Source organism: Paenibacillus sp. OK060, assembly GCF_900101205.1.
In the GTDB taxonomy this organism is placed as follows: Bacteria; Bacillota; Bacilli; order Paenibacillales; family Paenibacillaceae; genus Paenibacillus; species Paenibacillus marchantiae.
Map to the genome: position 1 here is coordinate 57810 of NZ_FNFR01000008.1, position 19659 is coordinate 77468.

Genomic DNA, 19659 nt, shown 5'->3' on the forward strand with positions numbered 1-19659 from the left:
TCTCAATATGAAAGTACCTCACCAATCGCTTGGGTCCTGCTATGACAAGTACTGCAATACCTGTGAACAACTCACCGCCCTATCTGCAAGAAGATTGACCCTTGGTAAATTATTCTACTAAAATAACACATTTTCCTTCTAAATAATTACAAATATGATATCAAAATTACTTATATGGTTCTTGAGTAAGAGAAAAGCGTGAAATTGTATTTATTTGTCGATTGAATATTTCAAATTTTAAATACAGCATAGGAAAAAAGGCCAAGAGCCTCTTCATTCTGAAAGAGATTCCTAGCCTAATTGTGATCGATGGATTTCATGAAAAACATTCTATTAATTCATTTAACAAAGATACATATTTTGTTTATTTAACTTCCCGGCTTCACTGCTTCAATTCGAAGACGCTTATAATCGGCATAGATTGCATCTTCTTTCCAGAGCTTCGGCACAACGATTTGGTTCGTTTCACGACAGATTTCCTGAATTTGTTCCTGACTCAAACCATCAAAATAGTCCCCTCCAAAATGAGCCAACCAGCCCTCTATACCCTGTTCACCATCCGCCAGTCTAGTAGGACGGTCATAGTGGTAGGCCTGTCGCACCAAAAAACCGCATTGTTCCAAAATGTTGCTATATTGCCCGATCGTCGGGAAATACCAAGGGTTGCGCTCTGATCCAGGAATGCCAGTGTGTCGTTCAAACACTTCCTCTAATGCATCTACAATGATCTGTACATTGCCTTTGCCACCGAACTCCGCTACAAAACGTCCCCCAGGCTTCAAAGACTTCCATATACTATCCACTACAAGTCGCGGACTTCGCATCCAATGTAGAGCTGCATTGGAAAAGACGGCATCATAGAGCTTGTTCGTCGCAAACTGATGTCCGTCCCCCTCCATGAACTCGATATTGGGAAACTTCCCTCTTGCACGACGAATCATGTCGGGTGATGCATCCATGCCGACTACCTCAGCCTGCGCTGCAGTAATTTCGTACGTCAAATCCCCCGTCCCGCATCCCAAATCAAGGATATACTCCCCTTTTTGAGGTTGAAGCCATGAGATTAAACTTTTACCATAACCCGATACAAAAGCCAGTTTGTTGTCATACTCATCCGCTTGCCATTGATTAATCGATTGCATGGATACCACCATCGCTTTCATGATTGATATCTTCATTGTGTCACAAGATGGTTTATTAATTAAATATATAAATTCTATACACTTGATAGTTTACACCTATAAACAATTACCAACCTCCTAACTTCGGGGTTCTCATCCCTTGTACGCAAAAAAGCTTCCCGAAGGAAGCTTTTTTCTAACGTCCCAGGAGGGATACTCTCCTTCCAGTCGAGACTGCGAAGTAATTCCTACCGAAGCCCATGCTCCGACGAACCTTTGGGGTTCTCATCCCCTGTACGCAAAAAAGCTTCCCGAAGGAAGCTTTTTTCTAACGTCCCAGGAGGGATTCGAACCCCCGACCGACGGCTTAGAAGGCCGTTGCTCTATCCTGCTGAGCTACTGAGACAAATATGTATAATAAAAATACCGCGCGATTCCTATTATACTCTCATTTCTATATTTTTCAATAGTTTTATAAAAAAATTAATAATTGCATCCTTCCACATGACTTGAACGTATTATTTTCATACTCAACACAGGTACAGAATATGAATGCTTTAAGCAGGCAATATTGAGGATATTAAGCTCAGTTGCATTTAAAATGGGCAGACATATTCAGGATGAGACTTGCTGGGTAATCATTTGCATACATACATTCAACTGAACCAAATAAAGGAGAGAAACCGCTATGAGACAACTTTTATCAGCATTATCCTATTTTAGTATCTTCTTCGCCCCGTTCCTGTTTCCCATCATTATTTGGATTGTAGCTAAAGACAACTATATTGAGGGACATGCTAAACGAGCCTTACTCTCACATATATTCCCGTTTCTTGCGGCAATCCCGCTACTTTATTTCTTCGTTACCGCCCACAGTCTAGGTTCCGCTGTCGGATTCGTAATTCTGTTCTTTGTCATTTATGCATTAAGTTTTGTGTACAATATCGTCAAAGGTATTCAAGTACTGCGTGAATATGCCTAACCTAACCACAAGCTCCACAACGAAGTTAAAATAAACATTCAAAAACCCGCCTTTCGAAAGAAGGGCGGGTTTCTGCATTCCGGTTACTTGTTTCCCTGACGCCACGGATTTCTCTGGGCAGGACGCTTGCTGTTAATGGCGAGCACTTCCTCGGCAAACTCGGTATGATGCGCATAAAGGTTCCCTTTGTTTTTCTTGAACTTGGAAGCCACTGCTATCACCTCCCCGGAACTTGCATATAGTATGGCTCCGGGTAATTCCGCTTATCCTTTGCAGCTATCGGCATTTGTTGGAACGCCCACCTTAACCTTGCCCCACCAAATAACGCTGAAGCGTCGGTCCCAGTAATCCAAAAGCAAGTAACTCACTCTGAAACCGGGCTTTATCTTCTCCTGCTGTAATGCCTTCACTGTTCTCAAACGCCGTTTCCGTGGCATCTTCAAACGCGTTGTGCATATTGTTATTGTACCAATCCAGGACTGCATCCGAATGATTGCGTACAATTCGAACGACTTCAAGCGAATTCCCTGGCTGGGTAGCCGCAACGTATACAAGCAAAGACGGATCACCCGTATTTCCAGGCTGTACCTCAACTTCTGCACAAGACAATCCATCCACTTCGGTTAATCTGCGTATTTTGGCATCCTGAATGGCATACATTTGTTATCGCGCTCCTTTGTCCATTTCATGTACTTTGTTCGATCTGGTATCGGGTCTCTGGTGTTCCCAAACGGTAAATCTCCCGATACACCTGCTGTAACACTGCTTCATATGCGCGGTTTACAGACTCCTCCGGCGTATCCGGCCAAGGGAATACCATTCCTGGAAAGGCCTCTTCCTCTTTTTCCTGCATCAGATTAAGCAGTCCCAGTAATTGTTCCGCCTCCTGAGGCGTCGCCTGGATCACCCATTCATACGACGTTACGTGCGGGTCCGGAATAACGGAGCGCCCCATGACAGATACATAATAGGTCATACTGTCCATTTGCAAGTTCTCTCCTTCACAGGCATGTTGAGGCCGTTGTCCCTAGATATAGTTTCCGAAGAGGACAGACATTTTATGCCTGCTTTCGGCATATATTTGTTACGACTTCTGACGAAAAAGACAACATTTGCTGGCTGTTAGCAACTAAGCAGCCATACGGATGAATGACTCGACTAAGAAAGGATGAACAAACCATGTGCGGTATAACCGGCTTCATACAGTGGAATCGGGATTTGACCCAGGAATCAGAGCTGCTGGTCCGGATGACGGACAGCTTGTCGAACCGGGGGCCCGACGCTTCAGGTACATGGATCTCCAATCCTTGTGCGTTCGGACATCGGCGTCTCAGCGTTATGGACCCGGAGAACGGGGCACAGCCCATGCATGCGTTACAAGGAGACACCTCCTATACCGTCGTGTATAACGGAGAACTATACAATGCACCCGAGTTGAAAAAGGAATTGCTCCAGCGCGGACACCATTTCCGCACACAATGTGATACGGAAGTGCTGCTCGCCTCTTATATTGAGTGGGGTCCGGCCTGCGTTGACCGGTTTAACGGAATTTTTGCTTTTGCCATATGGGATGGCGGACGTGAACAGGTTTTTATCGCCCGTGATCGGTTGGGTGTCAAACCCCTGTTCTACAGTCATGCAAAGGATGCACTCGTATTTGGCTCAGAACCGAAATCACTGCTCATCCACCCGGATGTAGAAGCTGCAGTAGGCCCTGAAGGTTTGGCAGAAGTATTTATTGTCGGTCCTGCCCGGACACCTGGACACGGCGTATACTCCTCCCTTAACGAGCTCAAACCTGCGCATGCGCTTATCTACAACCGAAACGGTATTAAAACCTATGCTTACTGGAAGCTGGAAAGTCAGAATCACGAACATAATTTGGAAGAGACAGCTGCCGAAGTACGCAGACTGTTGCAGGATACATTAGAACGCCAATTAGCTTCTGACGTTCCGGTCTGCTCTCTTTTGTCGGGGGGACTGGATTCAAGCGCTCTATCTGCGTTAGCGGTAGATTATTATAACCGTACAGGTCAAGGCCAGGTCAGCACGTATTCTGTTGACTATGTGGATAATGCAAAGCATTTTCAGGCCCATTCCTTCCAGCCTGGTGCAGATGGACCCTGGATTAAGCGTATGGTGGATGAACTGAAGACAGATCATCACTGGATTGAGATTGAAAATGGCGAGTTGGTTCACGCACTGACCCAGGCGATGCTTGTGCGTGATTTGCCAGGTATGGCGGATGTAGATTCCTCTCTCTATCTGTTCTGTAAAGAAATCAAAAAAGGAGCCACCGTTGCCATTTCGGGCGAAGCAGCGGATGAAGTATTTGGCGGTTATCCTTGGTTCCACCGGGAAGAGATGCTCAACTCCGGTACATTCCCATGGTCTGTTGCGCCTGATATGCGAGCAGGATTGTTATCCCCGGACATTCGGGAATGGATCAGGCCACTCGACTATCTCGCGGACCGCTACTCGGATGCTGTGGCTGAAGTACCTTTACTCGATGGGGAGACCGGTAAAGCAGCCCAAATGCGAGTAATGTCCTATCTAAACATCACCCGCTTCATGCCTACACTACTGGATCGGAAAGATCGGATGAGTATGGGAGCGGGCCTTGAGGTTCGGGTACCTTACTGTGATCACCGTTTGATTCAATATGTATTTAACGTGCCTTGGGACATGAAAATGACAGGCGGACGGGAAAAAGGCATTCTGCGTAAAGCGCTGGAAGGTGTACTGCCTGACGATGTGTTGTACCGGAAAAAGAGTCCTTATCCGAAAACACATAATCCGCAGTATCTTGCTGCCGTTAAACAGCAGGTGCTTGATATTCTGGATGACGCAAGCTCACCGATCTTGCCTTTAATCGACAAAGCTCAAATTCGTAAATTGGCCTCTTCACCGGATGCTTCATCGAACCTGCCCTGGTTTGGACAGTTAATGTCGGGTCCACAGCTATTTGCATATCTGACACAGATCAACTCGTGGTTGCGTACGTACAAAGTGGCCATTCGATAAAAAAAGCTATCTTTTCATTCTTAAAAGGGGTGCCGATGAGCAGCATAATAGCTGTTCATCAAGCACCCCTTTACCGATATCTATGGATTGATCAGTACCGGATTACGTTCAAGCAATCCACTTCCAAAGATATCTCTGAACGGAGAATCCTCCATATGAATATAACCGATGTAACAGCCACACTTCTTCATGCCACACGGCCGATCTGCGGCCAAAGCCTGCAAACCATCGCGGTAGAGATGCCCAATAATTCGACGATCCTTGTAACACCTTTTTACATGCCCTGACCCTTGCACATAAAATACCTCCGAACCAGCGGAACAGCGCTTGCCCAGACTATCATAATCCCGCAGGTTCCCATCAAACAGCGGATCAACGGATCGTAAAAAGTCGACCTCTTCCACGCTGTAATAATTGGGTCGATCTTTAAATGCATTGATCCACATATACACGTCATCGGGTAACGCCTGCCTCATCGATTCAATAGCAGGAAATGCGCTGCGCAATCCAACCGTCCCTACACTGAAAGCAAGTCCCATCTCACGTAAAGTCAAACATTGTTTGACGAAGGAAGACTCCTTCGTTTCACGCGGGTGATAGGTTGCCCAGAATGCCGCTTTATCCCGGTTCATTTCGCGCGCCCAGTCCAGTTTGACAGACAGATTGGTTTGGACTGCAATTTTATCCACATGTGGCATATGCGATAGTTCAATCATCGCTTCCCGATACCAACGTCTTACCAGAGCTTCTCCATAAGGGTTAAAGAAAATCGAAAATTGATGTCCAGCACTCTCCTGATCCTTAACCCAATTCACAAATTGACGCAGTTGTTGTTCATCCACTTCCAACGTCTCCTTGGAATCTACCGTTTTGCTAAACGGGCAGTATGGACAGTCGTAATTACAGGACGACAGCTTCCCCCGATAATACAAGGTTGCTCTCATGAGAACACAAACCCTTCCATTTGTTCACGAACCTCAGCGGATATGAGCCAATCTCCAATGGCATCCGAGTAGCCTAGTCCCTCTTCTGTCAGACGCAGTACCCGGTTACCCTTATCGTCCTGCTCAAGCTCAGCCATGCCCTCAGACAACAGTTCACTCAACCATCCGTAGTCTGACAGGACTTCCGTCCCGAATCGCTGATCATAATCCGACAGCGCCAAACCTTCCCGATGCAGCAGGGCTTTCAGAATAAAGCGGCGCTTCTGCTCCTCCCGGCTGAGTACAATGCCGTAATCGGCCACATCATAACGCTCGGTTGCCACATAATCGGCGATGATGCTCTGTGTGGTCTTATAACTAACACCATACTTGGAAGCATAGTGTACTTCACTGGTATAAGAGCGTGCACCGCAACCGAGACCAACCATGCCTTCCTCCTGACAGCTGTAGGGTAGAAGCTCTTTGCTTCCAGAAGATGATTGTTCTTTGGCAAATCTGCGCATGGAATACTGGACATAGCCTCTGCTTTTTAAAGTCTCACGCGCAGCCTTATACAGCTCCATCCGAATATCCGGTCCCTGACGTTGTATATCATCCGGTTTCACAATGGTATTCTCGCGGGTGTACAGTGGGTAAATGAAAATCTCACCCGGTTCATATGAAAGGACACGTTCCAGCGAATACAGCCATGATTCCACCGTTTGTCCTGGCAGACCATAGATTAGGTCCAGATTCAACAGAGGGAATTCATACCGTGTAAGCTTCTCAAGCGCGCGTTCCACTTCCTGTGGTTTTTGCGGACGGTAAATGGCCGAGGCTTCGGCTTCGATAAAACTTTGGATGCCCATACTTACCCGGTCCACACTTCGCTCCTTCATGATCGCCAATTTGGCTTCCGTCACGGTATCCGGTGATGTTTCTACCGAGATCGAAGCTTGCGTTGGATCGAGCCCCATCACCTGTTCCGCAATATCGAACAAGCGGTTCAATTGAATTTCATTTAATAATGTGGGCGTCCCACCACCGATGGCAAACCTCGAATAGGGTCTCCGTGATGTGAGTGGTGCCCACTGTTTGGCTTGCCGTTCCAGCGCATCCACATAACGCACATGGGTGTCATCACGACGATCCGGCAACGTGAACAGGTTGCAGAATCCGCAACGAGCGGCACAAAACGGAATGTGCATATATAAAAAATACGTATCGGTATTCTCACGTTCCCACAATGGACCGAGCGGTAAAGGTGGGTTCAACTCCCGATATGCGGTCTTGTGGGGATACGAATATAAATAAGAGCGATAGGGGGAAGCAAGCACTTCTCTGAGACCTGTAGCTGTATTGGATCCGGACTGTGCGGAATGACCTGCTGTCGTATGTTGAGATTGATCGTCCATCGGTTTCCTCCCTGTATCCGGTTTGTAGTTGTTGATGATATGAATCATTAGTTCTATAAAATAAATTCACGGTAAGGCACATTCCAGACAACATCATGCGCAAGCCTGTGCCCCTGATAGCCGTCCTCCCCATACGCCGTTCCATGATCGGAAAAAGCTAAACAAAACGTAGGCCGTGAACGCTGCCTCATTGCATCAAACAATGGCCCAAGGGCCTCGTCCACATACCGAAGCGCTGCACGCTGTGTTTCTACCGAGTCCTCTCTTGCACCCTCCACAAAATAGCGATTGGGACCATGGATAGCAGACACATTCAGGAACAAAAACAACCTCTCATCCGGTGCGCTTTGCTCCAGCAGCTTCAAGGCATGCTGAACCTGATGCTCAGTTGATTTAGGGTTGGTTACCCCAAAATTCATCCGCCAGTAGCTTTGCTGAAAATAACCCGGCAGCACTTTGGCAAGTGGATTTTTCTTGGTGAAGAAAATGACCCCGCCAATACAAATCGTACGGTATCCTTCAGCCGCTAACCCGGATACGATATCCGGTGTGTCGAACAGCCACGTATGCGGATGAGTCTTTAATCCGGTATTCCGGGAATGAAAAAGTCGGACGTGGGAGGCTTTGTCCGTATTGGCAGGTGTAGGCATGAAGCCACCAAAAAAAGCATGATGTGCCGCATAGGTAAAACTTCCCGGAGTATGGCGCTTCTCCCAAGGACCCGTACCGCACAGGTTGGGGCAATTCTGTTCCTCCAGCTTGGCCACGTCATACCTTAACGTGTCCAGCGTAACCATTAATAGATCATGGGAGCCTACGATGGTGTTCATATCAGTCATGGTTGTAAGGCTCCTTTCGTAAAAGTTCCATTTGCCATTCATAGGTTCCAAGTCCGTTATGCTGCACTCTGTACAACAAATCTCCGAACGGATTCACATCCAGAATATAGGCACGCGGCTCAGTACCTCCACTGAGCATCACATCCATACCGGCAGACCATGAGTTGGGGAAGGCAGCCATTGCTGCTTTCGCTGCCGTCTGAACTCCATTCATCTGCTGTTCATCCAGCCCTGCTTCTGCTGGAAGCAACCGCTCATTGCGCAAATGCAGATTGGTAATCGGTGTCTGACTAAGCCGTACGATGGCATGACCTGCTTGTCCACCTGCCACAAGCTGGCGAATATCAAATACGCTTGAACCCAGGGATGCTTTTGCCATCCAACGTTCAATCTGGGCACCCTCAGCACACAGCCAATCCATCAGCGCAGAAATCTCTGAAGTATGTGTGTACTTGCGCAACCGGCCTTCATTATAAAAAATGACCTTTCCCTGAACCCGTTCCATTCCCACAGTGGTTATGGCGATTTCGGCACCCGTTCGCGGATTAATTTGATAGGCAACAACGCCTGAAGCCCCGGAGCCACATGCAAGTTTCACGAAAACGCGATTCATACCGGCTGTTGTCATCGCTGTACGCAGGTCCGCATAATTGCGGATCGGTTCCGAAGATTGGAGCGTTGGGGGAACGTGAACGCCATGGACAGATAGATGCTGCTGGCATTTCCTTTTATCAAACATAATCGCAATGTCATGAGGATCATTCATGAACCGGGCATTAGGCCAATATTCCAGAGCTTCATGGCGAATTCGTTCCAAACAGGCCTTCCAGCCACGAAACCATTGGTTGGGCGCGTAGATCCGTCCCCACTCCTGTTCAAGAGTGAGTGTCTGTTCTGCCGGAATCATTCCCGCAGAAAGGCCATCGATTAACGGAGATACATCATTCACAGCTCCAAGAAAGAGCAGCTCACGCTCTACTTCCCATTCCTCACCAGGGGCATCCAGTCGAATAAGAGGTACACTATTCACTCCATGAACTAAATCATGATTCGCATATAATATCGATGCTGGTGAAGATATCCACGGCTCTCCCTTAACGTGTGTAGTCCCTCGCCCTTCCAGACATTGCTGTACGGCATCCGCCATGGTTCCGCCCCGTCTCCAAGTCTTTAGCAACCGGGCATAAGGCAGCACAAGTGCAGGTTGTAAGCCAAAACGCTGTCTTGCCTCCTGTAATCCAAGGGTACGGCGATTATTCGGGTTTCCAATTAACAATAACGGCTGCTCCAGCGTCATATCCGAATCCTTAACTGGGCTTTGCAAATTTTCTTCCATTTCTGTCATGCCTGACATCATTTATTCCGTTAACGACGGGTAACGCCAGTCATCTTCATCACTCTGTTGTTGCTCGCTAACATCTACAGGTATACCTGAACGTTTCCAGCGAATGAGCATGTCGTCTGTCATGTAGTGGTAACTAAGATTGAGATGTTTCAGTTTTTTGATCTTATCACTAGCGAGCAGCGCCTCTGCCCCTTCATCAGACAACGTGCCCTCTGACAGATCCAGGATTTCAAGTTGATCCAGAATGGGTGCCTCAGCTGCAGCTTTCGCAATCTCATCCTGAATTTCACTGTCTTTCAGACCCAGGTATACGAGCTTTGGAAATAAGCCCTGTTCCAAAAGTGGAAGTACATCTTGAAGTGAACCGTCGAATCCATAATCATCCACGCCCAGATACAGCTCAAGCTTACGCAATTCAGGCAACTTAGCCCGGGCAATTGAAGCTAACACGCTTTTGGGAAGACCACCGCAAATAATGATTAATTCTTCAAGTTTGGCATGTTCGATGGGTTCCAGACTTAGTCCGCTGCTGCCCTTCACTGAGAATGACTTCAATTCAGGAAAAGCAGCCAATAGTGGTGTGAGATCCGTCTGAATAATCCATGATACTTCGCATTCTTCAAAGGCCATATCTCCGATGAACAGTTTCTTCAAAGAAGGAAAGCTTGGAGCCAGCTCGATGAGCGTTCCCATAAATTCATCCGGCGAATTTTCATAAGCCTGCCCCCAGTCTCCAATAATCAGACTCTCCAGCGAACCAGCCTCCGGTTTGGCAGCCAGTTCCCTAATCAACGTTTCCATACGAATACCGTTCTCATAATCATCATAAGACACCGTAAGCTTCACTTCTTGCATAAGCAAATCCCCTCCGTTTGAGTTCATTGATGATTCGTTAACTTGAATGTTAACCCATACTGTACAAGACTTGCAACTTCTTCCAACCCCGGTCCTAATGCGCTGCTCAAACGTGAAATCTCCTCATTTTTTATATAGGAATAAGAACGTACGTTCTGGTGCTTCACTAAAAAAAGCGGGATTTATTTTGGGTCCCACGTACTGGCTTTATTAACATCGGCTCCACTCCAGAAAAATAAAAAAACGTTAATGGTCGGTGAAGCATTCCACAGGAATGACTCTTACCTTCCACTAACGCTTTGATATTTAAGCAAGGCCATAATTCACCTTATAACATTCATATTCGCATGAGCCAAATCGTTTGAATCTCAGCCTTTCAGACTGGATACGAGCGATCTCAGGGCATGGCCCCGGTGACTGATCGCCTGCTTTTGCTCCAGCGTAAGCTCGGCCATCGTCATCTGGTATTCAGGCACATAGAAAAGTGGGTCATATCCAAAACCGCCACTACCGGCTGCCTCAGCTGTGATCCAGCCTTCCACCATGCCTTCTGATTCATACTTGTCTCCGGTTGCCGGATCATACAGCACCAATGCACAGACGAAACTTGCTGGACTCAAAAGCGGTTGCTCCGTATCCTCACCGGATTTGAGCGATTCCAGCGCCTCAAGCAGTTTGGCATTGTTCTTCGCATCGGTTGCACCCTCGCCTGCATATCTCGCAGAATACACTCCCGGGTCACCATCCAGCAGATCCACGCACAATCCCGAATCGTCAGCCAGGACAGGCAAACCAAGAGCATCGCCCACCGTTTTGGCTTTCTTCCAGGCATTATCTGCAAAGGTTACGCCATCCTCAACGACATCCGGCAACTCCGGATAGTCGAACATGCTTTTGACCTCTTTGCCCAGTGGAGCGAATGCATGAGCGAATTCACGTACTTTCCCTGCATTTCGGGTTGCGACAATGATAATTGGGCTATCCAGACTCATGTTAGGCTTCTCCTAATCCACGAGCACCGATCTTGAGTGCAATGGGACCGAGAACTTCTTTTTGACGCTCAATCATCTCCAGAATGCCCTGCTCACCCAGCTCCAGCATCGCGTTCAGCTCACGACGGTCAAATGGTGCTTCTTCACCTGTTCCCTGAAGCTCCACATATTTCCCGCCGCCTGTCATCACGAGGTTCATATCTACCTTGGCTTTGGAATCTTCATCATAGTTCAGATCCAGCACAGGCTGTTCTCCAACTACACCCACACTTACCGCTGCAATGAAATCCGTAATCGGGAATACTTGCAATTTATGCTGTTGGGCAATTTTGTTCACCGCGAGCGCCAGAGCTACAAACGAACCAGTAATGGACGTTGTGCGTGTACCGCCGTCGGCTTGAATTACATCACAGTCCAGTGTAATCGTACGCTCACCAAGCGCCTGCAAGTTAACGACCGAGCGCAGTGCCCGGCCAATCAGACGCTGAATTTCCATGGTGCGTCCAGTCAATTTGCCGCGGTTCGCTTCACGCTGATTACGAGTATGTGTTGCACGTGGCAGCATGGAGTATTCAGCCGTTACCCAGCCTTTACCCTGCCCTTTCATAAAGGGAGGAACACGTTCCTCCACCGTAGCTGTACAAATAACCTTGGTATCTCCCACTTCAATCAGTACAGAACCTTCGGCGTATTTATTCGTGTTAATTGTTAAATTCATCGGGCGCAGCTGGTCGCTGGTTCGTCCGTTAGATCTCATCATTTCTGCCTCCTACGACTTAAGCATCCTGTAATGTCGAGCTTGTTCACACTTTTACTAATCCCTTCTATATTACCAAAGAGTTCACTTAAAAGCATCCTGTCCCCCAAAGAGTTCTACCAACAGTAGGCTAAAACACCTTTGTGACTTAAATTGGAATTTCATTGATATATTCAGGCTTCGATACTGGGGCACTGTAATCCCGATTATCATCACTCATGACTGTCTTTTGCCCATTCCATTCGATCTGGACTTTAGCTTCCTTGCCAGCTGTATTCTCGGCCGTAGTCAATACAACGGATTGCAGCAGTTCACTTGGCACGACATCTCCCTCAGTAAACATATCATCTTTGAGTGCAACCGTTACGGTTCCATCCTCAGACGTTTTGACCGATTGCAGCTGCGTTCCGCCCGTCATAACCTCTTCTAGCTCGCCGCCTTTGGCTGGCCCCTTAATCAGTTCATTCAACGCCGCCTGCACCCGGTCTCCACCTGGTGTCACTAGACGTGTAACCGGGACGTAATATTGAATGCCTGCTGGCGAAGCGGCTGAGAAATAAACCGTTACCGGACTGCTGTTGGTCGTGAATGTATCACCCAAATCAAGATTAATGCCTACCGCCCGATTCAGCGGTTCCGGCAGCGGTGTGCTGTTTACTGGCATTTGCGTTAACTTTTTGCCGTCTACCCAAATCTGTACGTTCTGCACATCTGGTGTGCCCGTGAGAGTCCAGGTGACAGCCTCCAGCATTTTGCGCTCGTTCTTGGCATCATACTTGGCAAAATTGCCGGAGAACTCCACGACTGCCAGTTTATCATCCGAATGAATCGTTACGTTCTGAACAACGGTACCCTGCGGGAGAACGCCCTGAAATCCTTCAGGCAACATCCCAGCATATGGACCACCCGTCACAAGTGTATCCAGAGCGGTCTTGGGACTGCTGACGTCCGTGCCCGACGGAAGTGTCATGGATACTGGAGCCAATAAACCTTGCTGGTCCTGCAGATACACGGTTGTAAGTGGCAGCTTGGCAAGTGATCCGTTGCCTTCGGCCGCCTGAATCATGGCCGCTTCCTGAATCGGCGGCGGTGGATCGATAGCCTCGGAGGACTGTGCCCCAAACATACCACATCCGGATAACACCACAGGAATACTCAACAGCGCAGCTGCAGAAGCTGTACGCAAATAACGGATCTTACTCATGATCACGTTCCCCCTCATCATTTTTACAGTTTGTACTACCATGTATACGAGCCTTTGCCCAAAAAATAACTACTTTTTAAACAAGCTCATCATGCATAAAACTGAAAACAGGCTTTCCATCCCCATCGAGGGATAGCAAAGAAACCCAAAACGGTTAATAACGTATTAGGATACAAGTGTAGGGACATTGCTAACTTCAGAGGAGGAATCGCCCATGGAACATCCGGAGCAAGAAAAAATCCCTTACAGCCTGAATAGCCGTAAAGTGGCAGAGGCAACGAGGGAATGGCTGCACAAGCGGGGCGTTACGATCCCTGAGATCGCAGAACTGGTCATGATGCTGCAAAATAAGTATTACCCAGGTCTTACGATGGAAGAATGTATCGACAATGTGGAGAAAGTATTACGCAAACGTGAGGTGCAGAACGCAGTCCTGACAGGTATTCAACTGGACTTGCTGGCAGAGCAAGGCTTACTCATTTCTCCTTTGCAGGAGATGATTGAGAATGATGAAGGGTTATATGGCGTGGATGAGATTCTCGCATTCTCCATCGTCAACGTATACGGAAGTATCGGATTTACGAATTACGGCTATGTAGACAAGCTAAAACCCGGTGTGCTTGAACGTTTAAACGACAAGAGCCTCGGGCCTGTGCATACGTTCCTGGATGATATCGTGGGGGCCATTGCCTCAGCGGCCAGCAGCCGGATTGCGCATCGCAAACAATCGGAGCTTGAAGAAGCTTTGGGAGAAAAACCTGTCAGCGATGATATCGTATAATTTGCATGTGTAATAGGAGTTGGAAATGAACGAACCAAGTAAATTCAACAATCAGACTTCTTCTGATCATGACAAAAAGGCGGCCACGAAGGCCGCTTCTTTTGTGTTGATTCACTTATTTTTGTAATACGCTATTTCAGATGCTCCTGTCTTCCCGCTCCCGCCAAACGATACACCTCAGCCCATTTCTGTTCCGCTGCTGGCTTAGGCTGTACACGACTGGGTCCAATTGTAATTTCCGGGCCTTTGCGTTCTCTCAGCATGCCACGAAGTACCGTAATACCAAGAATGCTCAAGCCAGTAAACACATACATCAGACGCAAAATCACATTGCCTGAATCAGAGCCGGTAACCATGCCATGGAACAATAAACCGATGAATACGGGATAAGACAACATATGGAACATAAACCACCATTTGCGGCCAAGCTTGTTACGCAGATCACTGGATAGCAGAACGATCACCAAACCATAGAAGGATAACGTGCCCAGTCCGCTGCCGATCGGATGTACTGAAGCCATAAACGGAATGAGCAGTTCACTCCAGGTGAATGGACTATAGTGATCAATATATAGGGTTAACGCATGCACGAGCCCAAGTCCAAAGGCGAGCCAGGTCGTTCGGGTATGCCATTTAAACATGGCCGCTTTAGGTTTGCCTTTAGCCATGGGCATGCCTTGAGCAATTCCCAGAAATACCCCCGCAAAGAGCAGCAAATAAGCGGCGATCCCACTAATTCGAATGATATTCCACGTCGGCAGGTAATCTACAATCCATTGCGCCATAACCGGCTCCCCCATATCTGATAGACTTGTCGTTTATATAAGACTGAAGCGGTGATCCGGATCGAAACCAGGCCAGCGTTCAGCGAGCGTGTCGGTATTTCCTCTAAAATAAGTGCTCCCATCCCGGGTCATCCACAGGACATCATGCCGGTCGTAATGACGGTTTAACCAACCTACTGCATCGGCACTTCCCAAAATACAGACGGTCTTGGCAATAATCTCACATTGCGAAGTATGCTGGCCCAGAACGGTACACTGTAGCACATCCGTATCTGCTGGCTCCATCGTCCGGGGATCAATTAAGTGATGTGAAAGGCTTCCGTCCGTATTCTGCCACTGTCTTCGTACCACTCCTGAAGTAGCAATTGCACCTTTCCTCAATTGAATATTCCCTATCAGATTACGCTCCTCCTGATAAGGATCGGTGACTTGCACGGACCACATCGGATGAAGTGTTGTCCCCCATGCCTGAATATCTCCACCTGCATTGATTAATCCGGCTGAAATATGAAGTGTACGTTGCAGCCAATCGGCGATACGCTCAACGGTCCAACCCTTAACAATGCCCCCAAGGTCCAGCTCAGTCCCAGGGTCTTTATGAACCATTCGGCTGCCTTCCCTTTGAATCCAACGTGGGCGGCTATAGTCATATTCGTCTCTCAGCATATCTGTTATATCCAATTGTCGGATGTCCAATCTGCGTTCGGTTCCAGATTGCTGAAGCTCTCTTTGTTGCAGCTGCTCGAAGCTGACATCGTAACCAGAAGCCCGTAGAGCCTGAGAAATACCTGGCTGAAAAATCCCTTCCGTCTGTCCAATATAACCGTATGCCAAACTTAACACTTCATCCATTGCTGCGGAGATGGGCATCCATCCTGTGCAACGATTCAGACGATTCAATTCACTGTCTGCCACAAATCGGCTGAAACGCTGTTCCTGCGCTTCGAACCAATTCTTCACCAAGGCTGCTGCATGCTCAGCTTCTTCCCGTCCTGCGGCTAACTGAACTTCCACGTCCGTGTTCATCGCCCGGAAGCGGAACTTAAGAAGACGGGAGACTTGCTCCGTGCGGCTCATGATGCACCCGTGCGTGACTGATAATTGCCACGGCTGTATCCGGAGTCTGTATCCTGATTGCTGTTCTGATCTGTTATCCAACCGCCCGAAGACCTGCCTTGATTCGAACCGATGGCATTGCTTCCATCGGCCGTTCCCTCATCCAGGCTATAGCCCTCATTGGACGATGCATCGGAATTGCCATCTGCGTTGTTCGTCCATTCGTCCATGACATCATCCTGAGCATCTATCTGAGTAGAAGCTGTACTGCTTATATCGGTACCATTAGCCGCCGCATAAGCGACATCAAAGGCATCAGAAGTTCTTACATATTGAAAGAGTGCAGCCACGGTCAACGTTGCTGCCGCTGAGGCTTGCCATTTTCTCCATTGGTTTCGTTTTTTCCTAGTCATCGCTCTTCCCTGCTTTCTCTGGCGAAGTTCATACATTTATCATAGAAGTGCTGGCTTAAAAGAAGATGAATGGACGGTTAAGAGAGACTAAAGCTTTCATTTATTGGAGTCGTTACACGCAAAAAAGACTCTGAACAGGCAGTTCTCCTGGTCAAAGTCTTGTAATTCTAAGTATTTTCGATAAAAAAGAACACTCCGTCGGGCTGCTGCTCCTGTACTATACGCTCCCGCCGGATCAATTCCTGCAGGTGCGCCAAAGTCTCGCTCATCGCAAAACGAAGCTGATGTGTTCCCAATCGGTCACCAAACATAAACACACAGATATCATACGCATTCGTCGGTGCTTCCCGGATTCGCTCCATCATCTTCTGAAGGCGCTCTTCATGATGAGTAAGCAGATGAACCGTTCGATCGCCAAAATGGCCAAACGGATTCCGATGCCCTGGATATGCCACTTCTACATCCAAAGCCCCCAGTCGATGCAGCCCTTCCATATAAGACAATAAAGGCTGATCGTCACTTCCCGGCTGCAGGCTAATATTCGGTGAGATCTGCGGCAATACGGCATCTCCACACAAGATCTCCCTGGATTCTGGCGCATAGAAGGATAGATGTCCTGGCGCGTGACCACCGGTTTCTACAGCACGCCACTTTTTCCCGCCCATAACCAACCATTCGCCATCTTCAATCGGTGTCACTACGGGAAGTGGCGTAATCTGTGAGATGAATCCCTCCATATGTTCACGGATCTGCTGCGTCTTTTCTTCCGGCATTCCATGGTGACTATAATATTCAGGCAAAACTGTATTTATAGTTGCCTCCGTTCCCCACATGTAATCCGCTTCCTGGCGGGATCGTGTGGACATTCGAACAGGCACACCCGTTTGCTGCTGTATCCAGCCGGACAACCCCAGATGATCGGGGTGATGGTGGGTCAGTACAATCTGACTAATATCCTGAAAAGTTAAATCTAAATCTGCGAGTGCTTCGTGCCACTCCTGTTCCGTCTCAGTACTGCGTGGTCCCGGGTCAACAATCGTTATTGTTCCATCCGGTTCATGAAGCACATAGCTGTTCACCCAACGCAGTGGAAAAGCCATTGTAATCTTAACCCGATGCATGCCTGCTGGCATGGGAATGGATTCCGTTCGCTTCATTAATATTCTCCTCCAACTCTACTGCTCCGGCCGATGACCGACAAAAATCATCCGCGGCGATGTCTGCTCATCGTACTTCTCTTCATCATAACCGCCATGTACCTGATCCACCACGAGTCCTGCCTCGTGAAGCAGATCACGTAGTTGTTCGCGAGTGTACAGTTTGACGCGTTCCTGATAGATTCGTGGTTTTTGGCCCGATTCGGTATCGGTAATGTGAATTTCTTTTTTTACAAATCCATCCTGGATCTTGCGAAACTCCTCAATATTCTGTCCTTCGCTTTCACGTGTTGAATGCTGCACCAAATGACGAGTCACATAAGCCGTGTTCATGAAATCAATAATATAACTGCCCCCCGGCTTCAGCATCCGATGAATGGCGCGTAACACTCTTAGTTGCTCCCCATCCTCTTGGAAATAACCAAATGAGGTAAACAGATTGACAACGGCGTCAAATCCGCCTTTCAGTGGAAGCTCACGCATATCGGCGTGATACCACTCAACACGATGTTCTGTGTCCATATTGCGTGCTTCACGCAGAAGCACATCAGACAGGTCGATTCCGGTTACCTGGAAACCAGCATCTGCAAGGGCCAGAGAATGTCGGCCCATACCACAGCACAGGTCAAGTACCTTGGACTTTGGCTGAAGCTTTAACCAATTAATCATTTTATGTACTTCCTGATATGCACCCTGCACATCCCGATGTTTGTACACAAGAAGGTAGTCTTCTCCAAAACTCTTTTCATACCATTCCGTCATTACGTATCGCCCTCCACATGGTCACTGGCCCAACTATCCGTAATACGCTGTTATATCAGCCGGATCATATCTCTATAGCTTTTAGCCATTGTACCGTCTTTATCCTTCAAACTCAAAAATTCCCAAGCGTCGCCCACATTGAACGGCCGGAAACCACACGATATAATGTTAAACATAGTCAGGCCCACGCGAATCGGTTAACTATACATAGAAGATTGATATAGAATCACTATTGTATTTTCATTTTATGAACGCCATGAGAAGTTGAAATATAACGCAGACATAAGAAGAAGCAGCAGGAGGTGTTATTTATGATTCGGATTGGACTTACGGGCTGGGGAGATCAGGAGGATTTGTACCCGAACCGTACCAAAGCGAAAGACAAGCTCCGTCTGTATGGACAATATTTTACGACCGTGGAAGTAGACAGTTCCTTCTACGCCGTTCAGCCTCGGGACCGGATGGCACGCTGGGCAGCGGAGACGCCGGAGTCCTTTGCTTTTATCGTCAAAGCCTATCAAGGGATGACAGGACATCTGCGGGGAAAACCCTATTTCACAAGCACCTCGGAGATGTATAAGGCTTTTCGCGAATCCCTGGAGCCTGTCATGGAAGCTGGAAAAATGCAAGCGGCCTTGTTCCAGTACCCGCCGTGGTTTGAATGCAATCGGGACAATGTCAATGAACTGCGTGAAGTAAAACTGAGAATGGAAGGCATCCCGTGTGCCCTCGAATTTCGTCATCGCAGCTGGTATGAGGAGGGCATGCGCGAACGAACGCTTGCATTTCTGAAGGAACAAGGCTGGATTCACAGCGTCTGTGATGAACCTCAGGCGGGGCCAGGATCTATCCCTATTGTACCCGAAGCTACCGATGCCGAGATGACGCTGGTGCGTATGCATGGGCGCAATGTATCAGGCTGGCATCAGAATGGTGCGCCCAATTGGCGCGAGACCCGTTATCTCTATCGCTACAATCAGGAAGAGCTGCTGGAGTGGAAAGGTTATTTGGAGCATTTGCAGGAACAGAGCAATGATGTGTATGTGATTTTCAACAACAACTCGGGCGGCGATGCGGCTGCCAATGCACAGATGATGATGGAGCTGCTGGAGCAGCCCGTGAAGCCCTTCCCTGACCGTACGGAGCGGGAGGAGGAAGAGGGGCCGGAGCAATTGGAACTGTTTTAACCACACATTTAATTCGAAAATTGAACGTTGTTTCCATTCATAACGAAAAAAGCGGCAAGCC

General features: G+C 48.0%; 21 protein-coding genes and 1 tRNA gene. 4 read left to right on the forward strand and 18 right to left on the reverse strand.

Features of this window, described 5'->3' with window-relative positions; genetic code table 11:
- Positions 1-368: 368 nt before the first annotated feature.
- Together BLS14_RS25600 and BLS14_RS25605 are read right to left on the reverse strand one after the other, a co-directional pair.
- The gene (locus BLS14_RS25600) at positions 369-1163 is read right to left on the reverse strand and encodes a class I SAM-dependent methyltransferase (RefSeq protein ID WP_256336668.1); all 795 of its coding nucleotides are present in this window, start codon (positions 1161-1163) and stop codon (positions 369-371) included.
- Between the two features lie 290 nt (positions 1164-1453).
- Positions 1454-1527 (reverse strand) — tRNA-Arg (locus tag BLS14_RS25605).
- Between the two features lie 282 nt (positions 1528-1809).
- On the opposite strand from BLS14_RS25605, the gene BLS14_RS25610 reads away from it, so the two are divergent.
- Positions 1810-2103 carry a magnetosome magnetite crystal formation protein family gene (locus BLS14_RS25610; RefSeq protein ID WP_063566709.1) on the forward strand — a complete coding sequence of 98 codons (294 nt, stop codon included), beginning with the start codon at positions 1810-1812 and terminating at the stop codon, positions 2101-2103.
- An 83-nt stretch (positions 2104-2186) separates the two neighbouring features.
- Here the strand turns inward: BLS14_RS25610 and BLS14_RS33320 are convergent, their stop codons facing one another.
- The 3 genes from BLS14_RS33320 to BLS14_RS25620 all read right to left on the reverse strand — a co-directional run bounded on the left by BLS14_RS33320 (position 2187) and on the right by BLS14_RS25620 (position 3088).
- Positions 2187-2315: a hypothetical protein gene (locus tag BLS14_RS33320; protein WP_256336669.1), complete on the reverse strand. Its 129-nt coding sequence runs from the start codon at positions 2313-2315 to the stop codon at positions 2187-2189.
- 91 nt (positions 2316-2406) lie between these two features.
- The gene (locus BLS14_RS25615; RefSeq protein ID WP_063566708.1) at positions 2407-2763 is read right to left on the reverse strand and encodes a hypothetical protein; all 357 of its coding nucleotides are present in this window, start codon (positions 2761-2763) and stop codon (positions 2407-2409) included.
- 25 nt (positions 2764-2788) lie between these two features.
- Entirely contained in the window at positions 2789-3088 is a 300-nt protein-coding gene (locus BLS14_RS25620; RefSeq protein WP_063566707.1) for a hypothetical protein, read from the reverse strand.
- Between the two features lie 194 nt (positions 3089-3282).
- Here BLS14_RS25620 and asnB point away from each other — a divergent pair, with 194 nt between their 5' ends.
- Positions 3283-5127 (forward strand): asparagine synthase (glutamine-hydrolyzing), encoded by a 1845-nt coding sequence (asnB, locus tag BLS14_RS25625; RefSeq protein WP_063566706.1) that lies wholly within the window; start codon positions 3283-3285, stop codon positions 5125-5127.
- A gap of 80 nt (positions 5128-5207) precedes the next feature.
- On the opposite strand, the gene BLS14_RS25630 is transcribed toward asnB, so the two are convergent.
- The 8 genes from BLS14_RS25630 to BLS14_RS25665 all read right to left on the reverse strand — a co-directional run bounded on the left by BLS14_RS25630 (position 5208) and on the right by BLS14_RS25665 (position 13457).
- Positions 5208-6071, reverse strand: a complete 864-nt coding sequence (locus tag BLS14_RS25630; RefSeq protein ID WP_063566705.1) for an STM4011 family radical SAM protein — start codon at positions 6069-6071, stop codon at positions 5208-5210.
- Positions 6068-7465 carry an STM4012 family radical SAM protein gene (locus tag BLS14_RS25635; RefSeq protein ID WP_063566704.1) on the reverse strand — a complete coding sequence of 466 codons (1398 nt, stop codon included), beginning with the start codon at positions 7463-7465 and terminating at the stop codon, positions 6068-6070. Before BLS14_RS25635 ends, BLS14_RS25630 begins: the two co-directional genes overlap by 4 nt.
- 53 nt (positions 7466-7518) lie before the next feature.
- Positions 7519-8304, reverse strand: coding sequence for an STM4013/SEN3800 family hydrolase (locus tag BLS14_RS25640; protein ID WP_072735426.1), 786 nt, complete (start codon positions 8302-8304; stop codon positions 7519-7521).
- Positions 8297-9661, reverse strand: coding sequence for an STM4014 family protein (locus BLS14_RS25645; protein WP_256336670.1), 1365 nt, complete (start codon positions 9659-9661; stop codon positions 8297-8299). Before BLS14_RS25645 ends, BLS14_RS25640 begins: the two co-directional genes overlap by 8 nt.
- A complete protein-coding gene (locus tag BLS14_RS25650) occupies positions 9662-10504 on the reverse strand; it encodes an STM4015 family protein (RefSeq protein ID WP_090954598.1) in 843 nt (280 codons plus the stop codon).
- 368 nt (positions 10505-10872) lie between these two features.
- The gene (locus tag BLS14_RS25655; RefSeq protein WP_090954600.1) at positions 10873-11496 is read right to left on the reverse strand and encodes an XTP/dITP diphosphatase; all 624 of its coding nucleotides are present in this window, start codon (positions 11494-11496) and stop codon (positions 10873-10875) included.
- Position 11497: 1 nt separating this feature from the next.
- Positions 11498-12256: a ribonuclease PH gene (gene rph, locus BLS14_RS25660; protein ID WP_053783129.1), complete on the reverse strand. Its 759-nt coding sequence runs from the start codon at positions 12254-12256 to the stop codon at positions 11498-11500.
- Positions 12257-12401: 145 nt separating this feature from the next.
- Positions 12402-13457, reverse strand: a complete 1056-nt coding sequence (locus BLS14_RS25665) for a GerMN domain-containing protein (RefSeq protein WP_063566699.1) — start codon at positions 13455-13457, stop codon at positions 12402-12404.
- A 214-nt stretch (positions 13458-13671) separates the two neighbouring features.
- On the opposite strand from BLS14_RS25665, the gene BLS14_RS25670 reads away from it, so the two are divergent.
- Positions 13672-14238 (forward strand): phosphatidylglycerophosphatase A family protein, encoded by a 567-nt coding sequence (locus BLS14_RS25670; protein ID WP_063566698.1) that lies wholly within the window; start codon positions 13672-13674, stop codon positions 14236-14238.
- Between the two features lie 131 nt (positions 14239-14369).
- Here the strand turns inward: BLS14_RS25670 and BLS14_RS25675 are convergent, their stop codons facing one another.
- From BLS14_RS25675 to BLS14_RS25695, 5 genes are all read right to left on the reverse strand, one after another.
- Entirely contained in the window at positions 14370-15023 is a 654-nt protein-coding gene (locus tag BLS14_RS25675) for a ferric reductase-like transmembrane domain-containing protein (protein WP_176854750.1), read from the reverse strand.
- A gap of 33 nt (positions 15024-15056) precedes the next feature.
- Positions 15057-16100 (reverse strand): FAD:protein FMN transferase, encoded by a 1044-nt coding sequence (locus BLS14_RS25680; protein ID WP_090954602.1) that lies wholly within the window; start codon positions 16098-16100, stop codon positions 15057-15059.
- Entirely contained in the window at positions 16097-16492 is a 396-nt protein-coding gene (locus BLS14_RS25685; protein ID WP_063566695.1) for a hypothetical protein, read from the reverse strand. The genes BLS14_RS25680 and BLS14_RS25685 overlap by 4 nt, the downstream gene beginning before the upstream one ends.
- A 167-nt stretch (positions 16493-16659) precedes the next feature.
- Positions 16660-17649 (reverse strand): MBL fold metallo-hydrolase, encoded by a 990-nt coding sequence (locus BLS14_RS25690; protein WP_090810455.1) that lies wholly within the window; start codon positions 17647-17649, stop codon positions 16660-16662.
- Between the two features lie 18 nt (positions 17650-17667).
- Positions 17668-18411 (reverse strand): class I SAM-dependent methyltransferase, encoded by a 744-nt coding sequence (locus tag BLS14_RS25695; RefSeq protein WP_090954604.1) that lies wholly within the window; start codon positions 18409-18411, stop codon positions 17668-17670.
- A 311-nt stretch (positions 18412-18722) separates the two neighbouring features.
- On the opposite strand from BLS14_RS25695, the gene BLS14_RS25700 reads away from it, so the two are divergent.
- Positions 18723-19598: a DUF72 domain-containing protein gene (locus tag BLS14_RS25700; protein WP_090954606.1), complete on the forward strand. Its 876-nt coding sequence runs from the start codon at positions 18723-18725 to the stop codon at positions 19596-19598.
- Positions 19599-19659 lie beyond the last annotated feature (61 nt).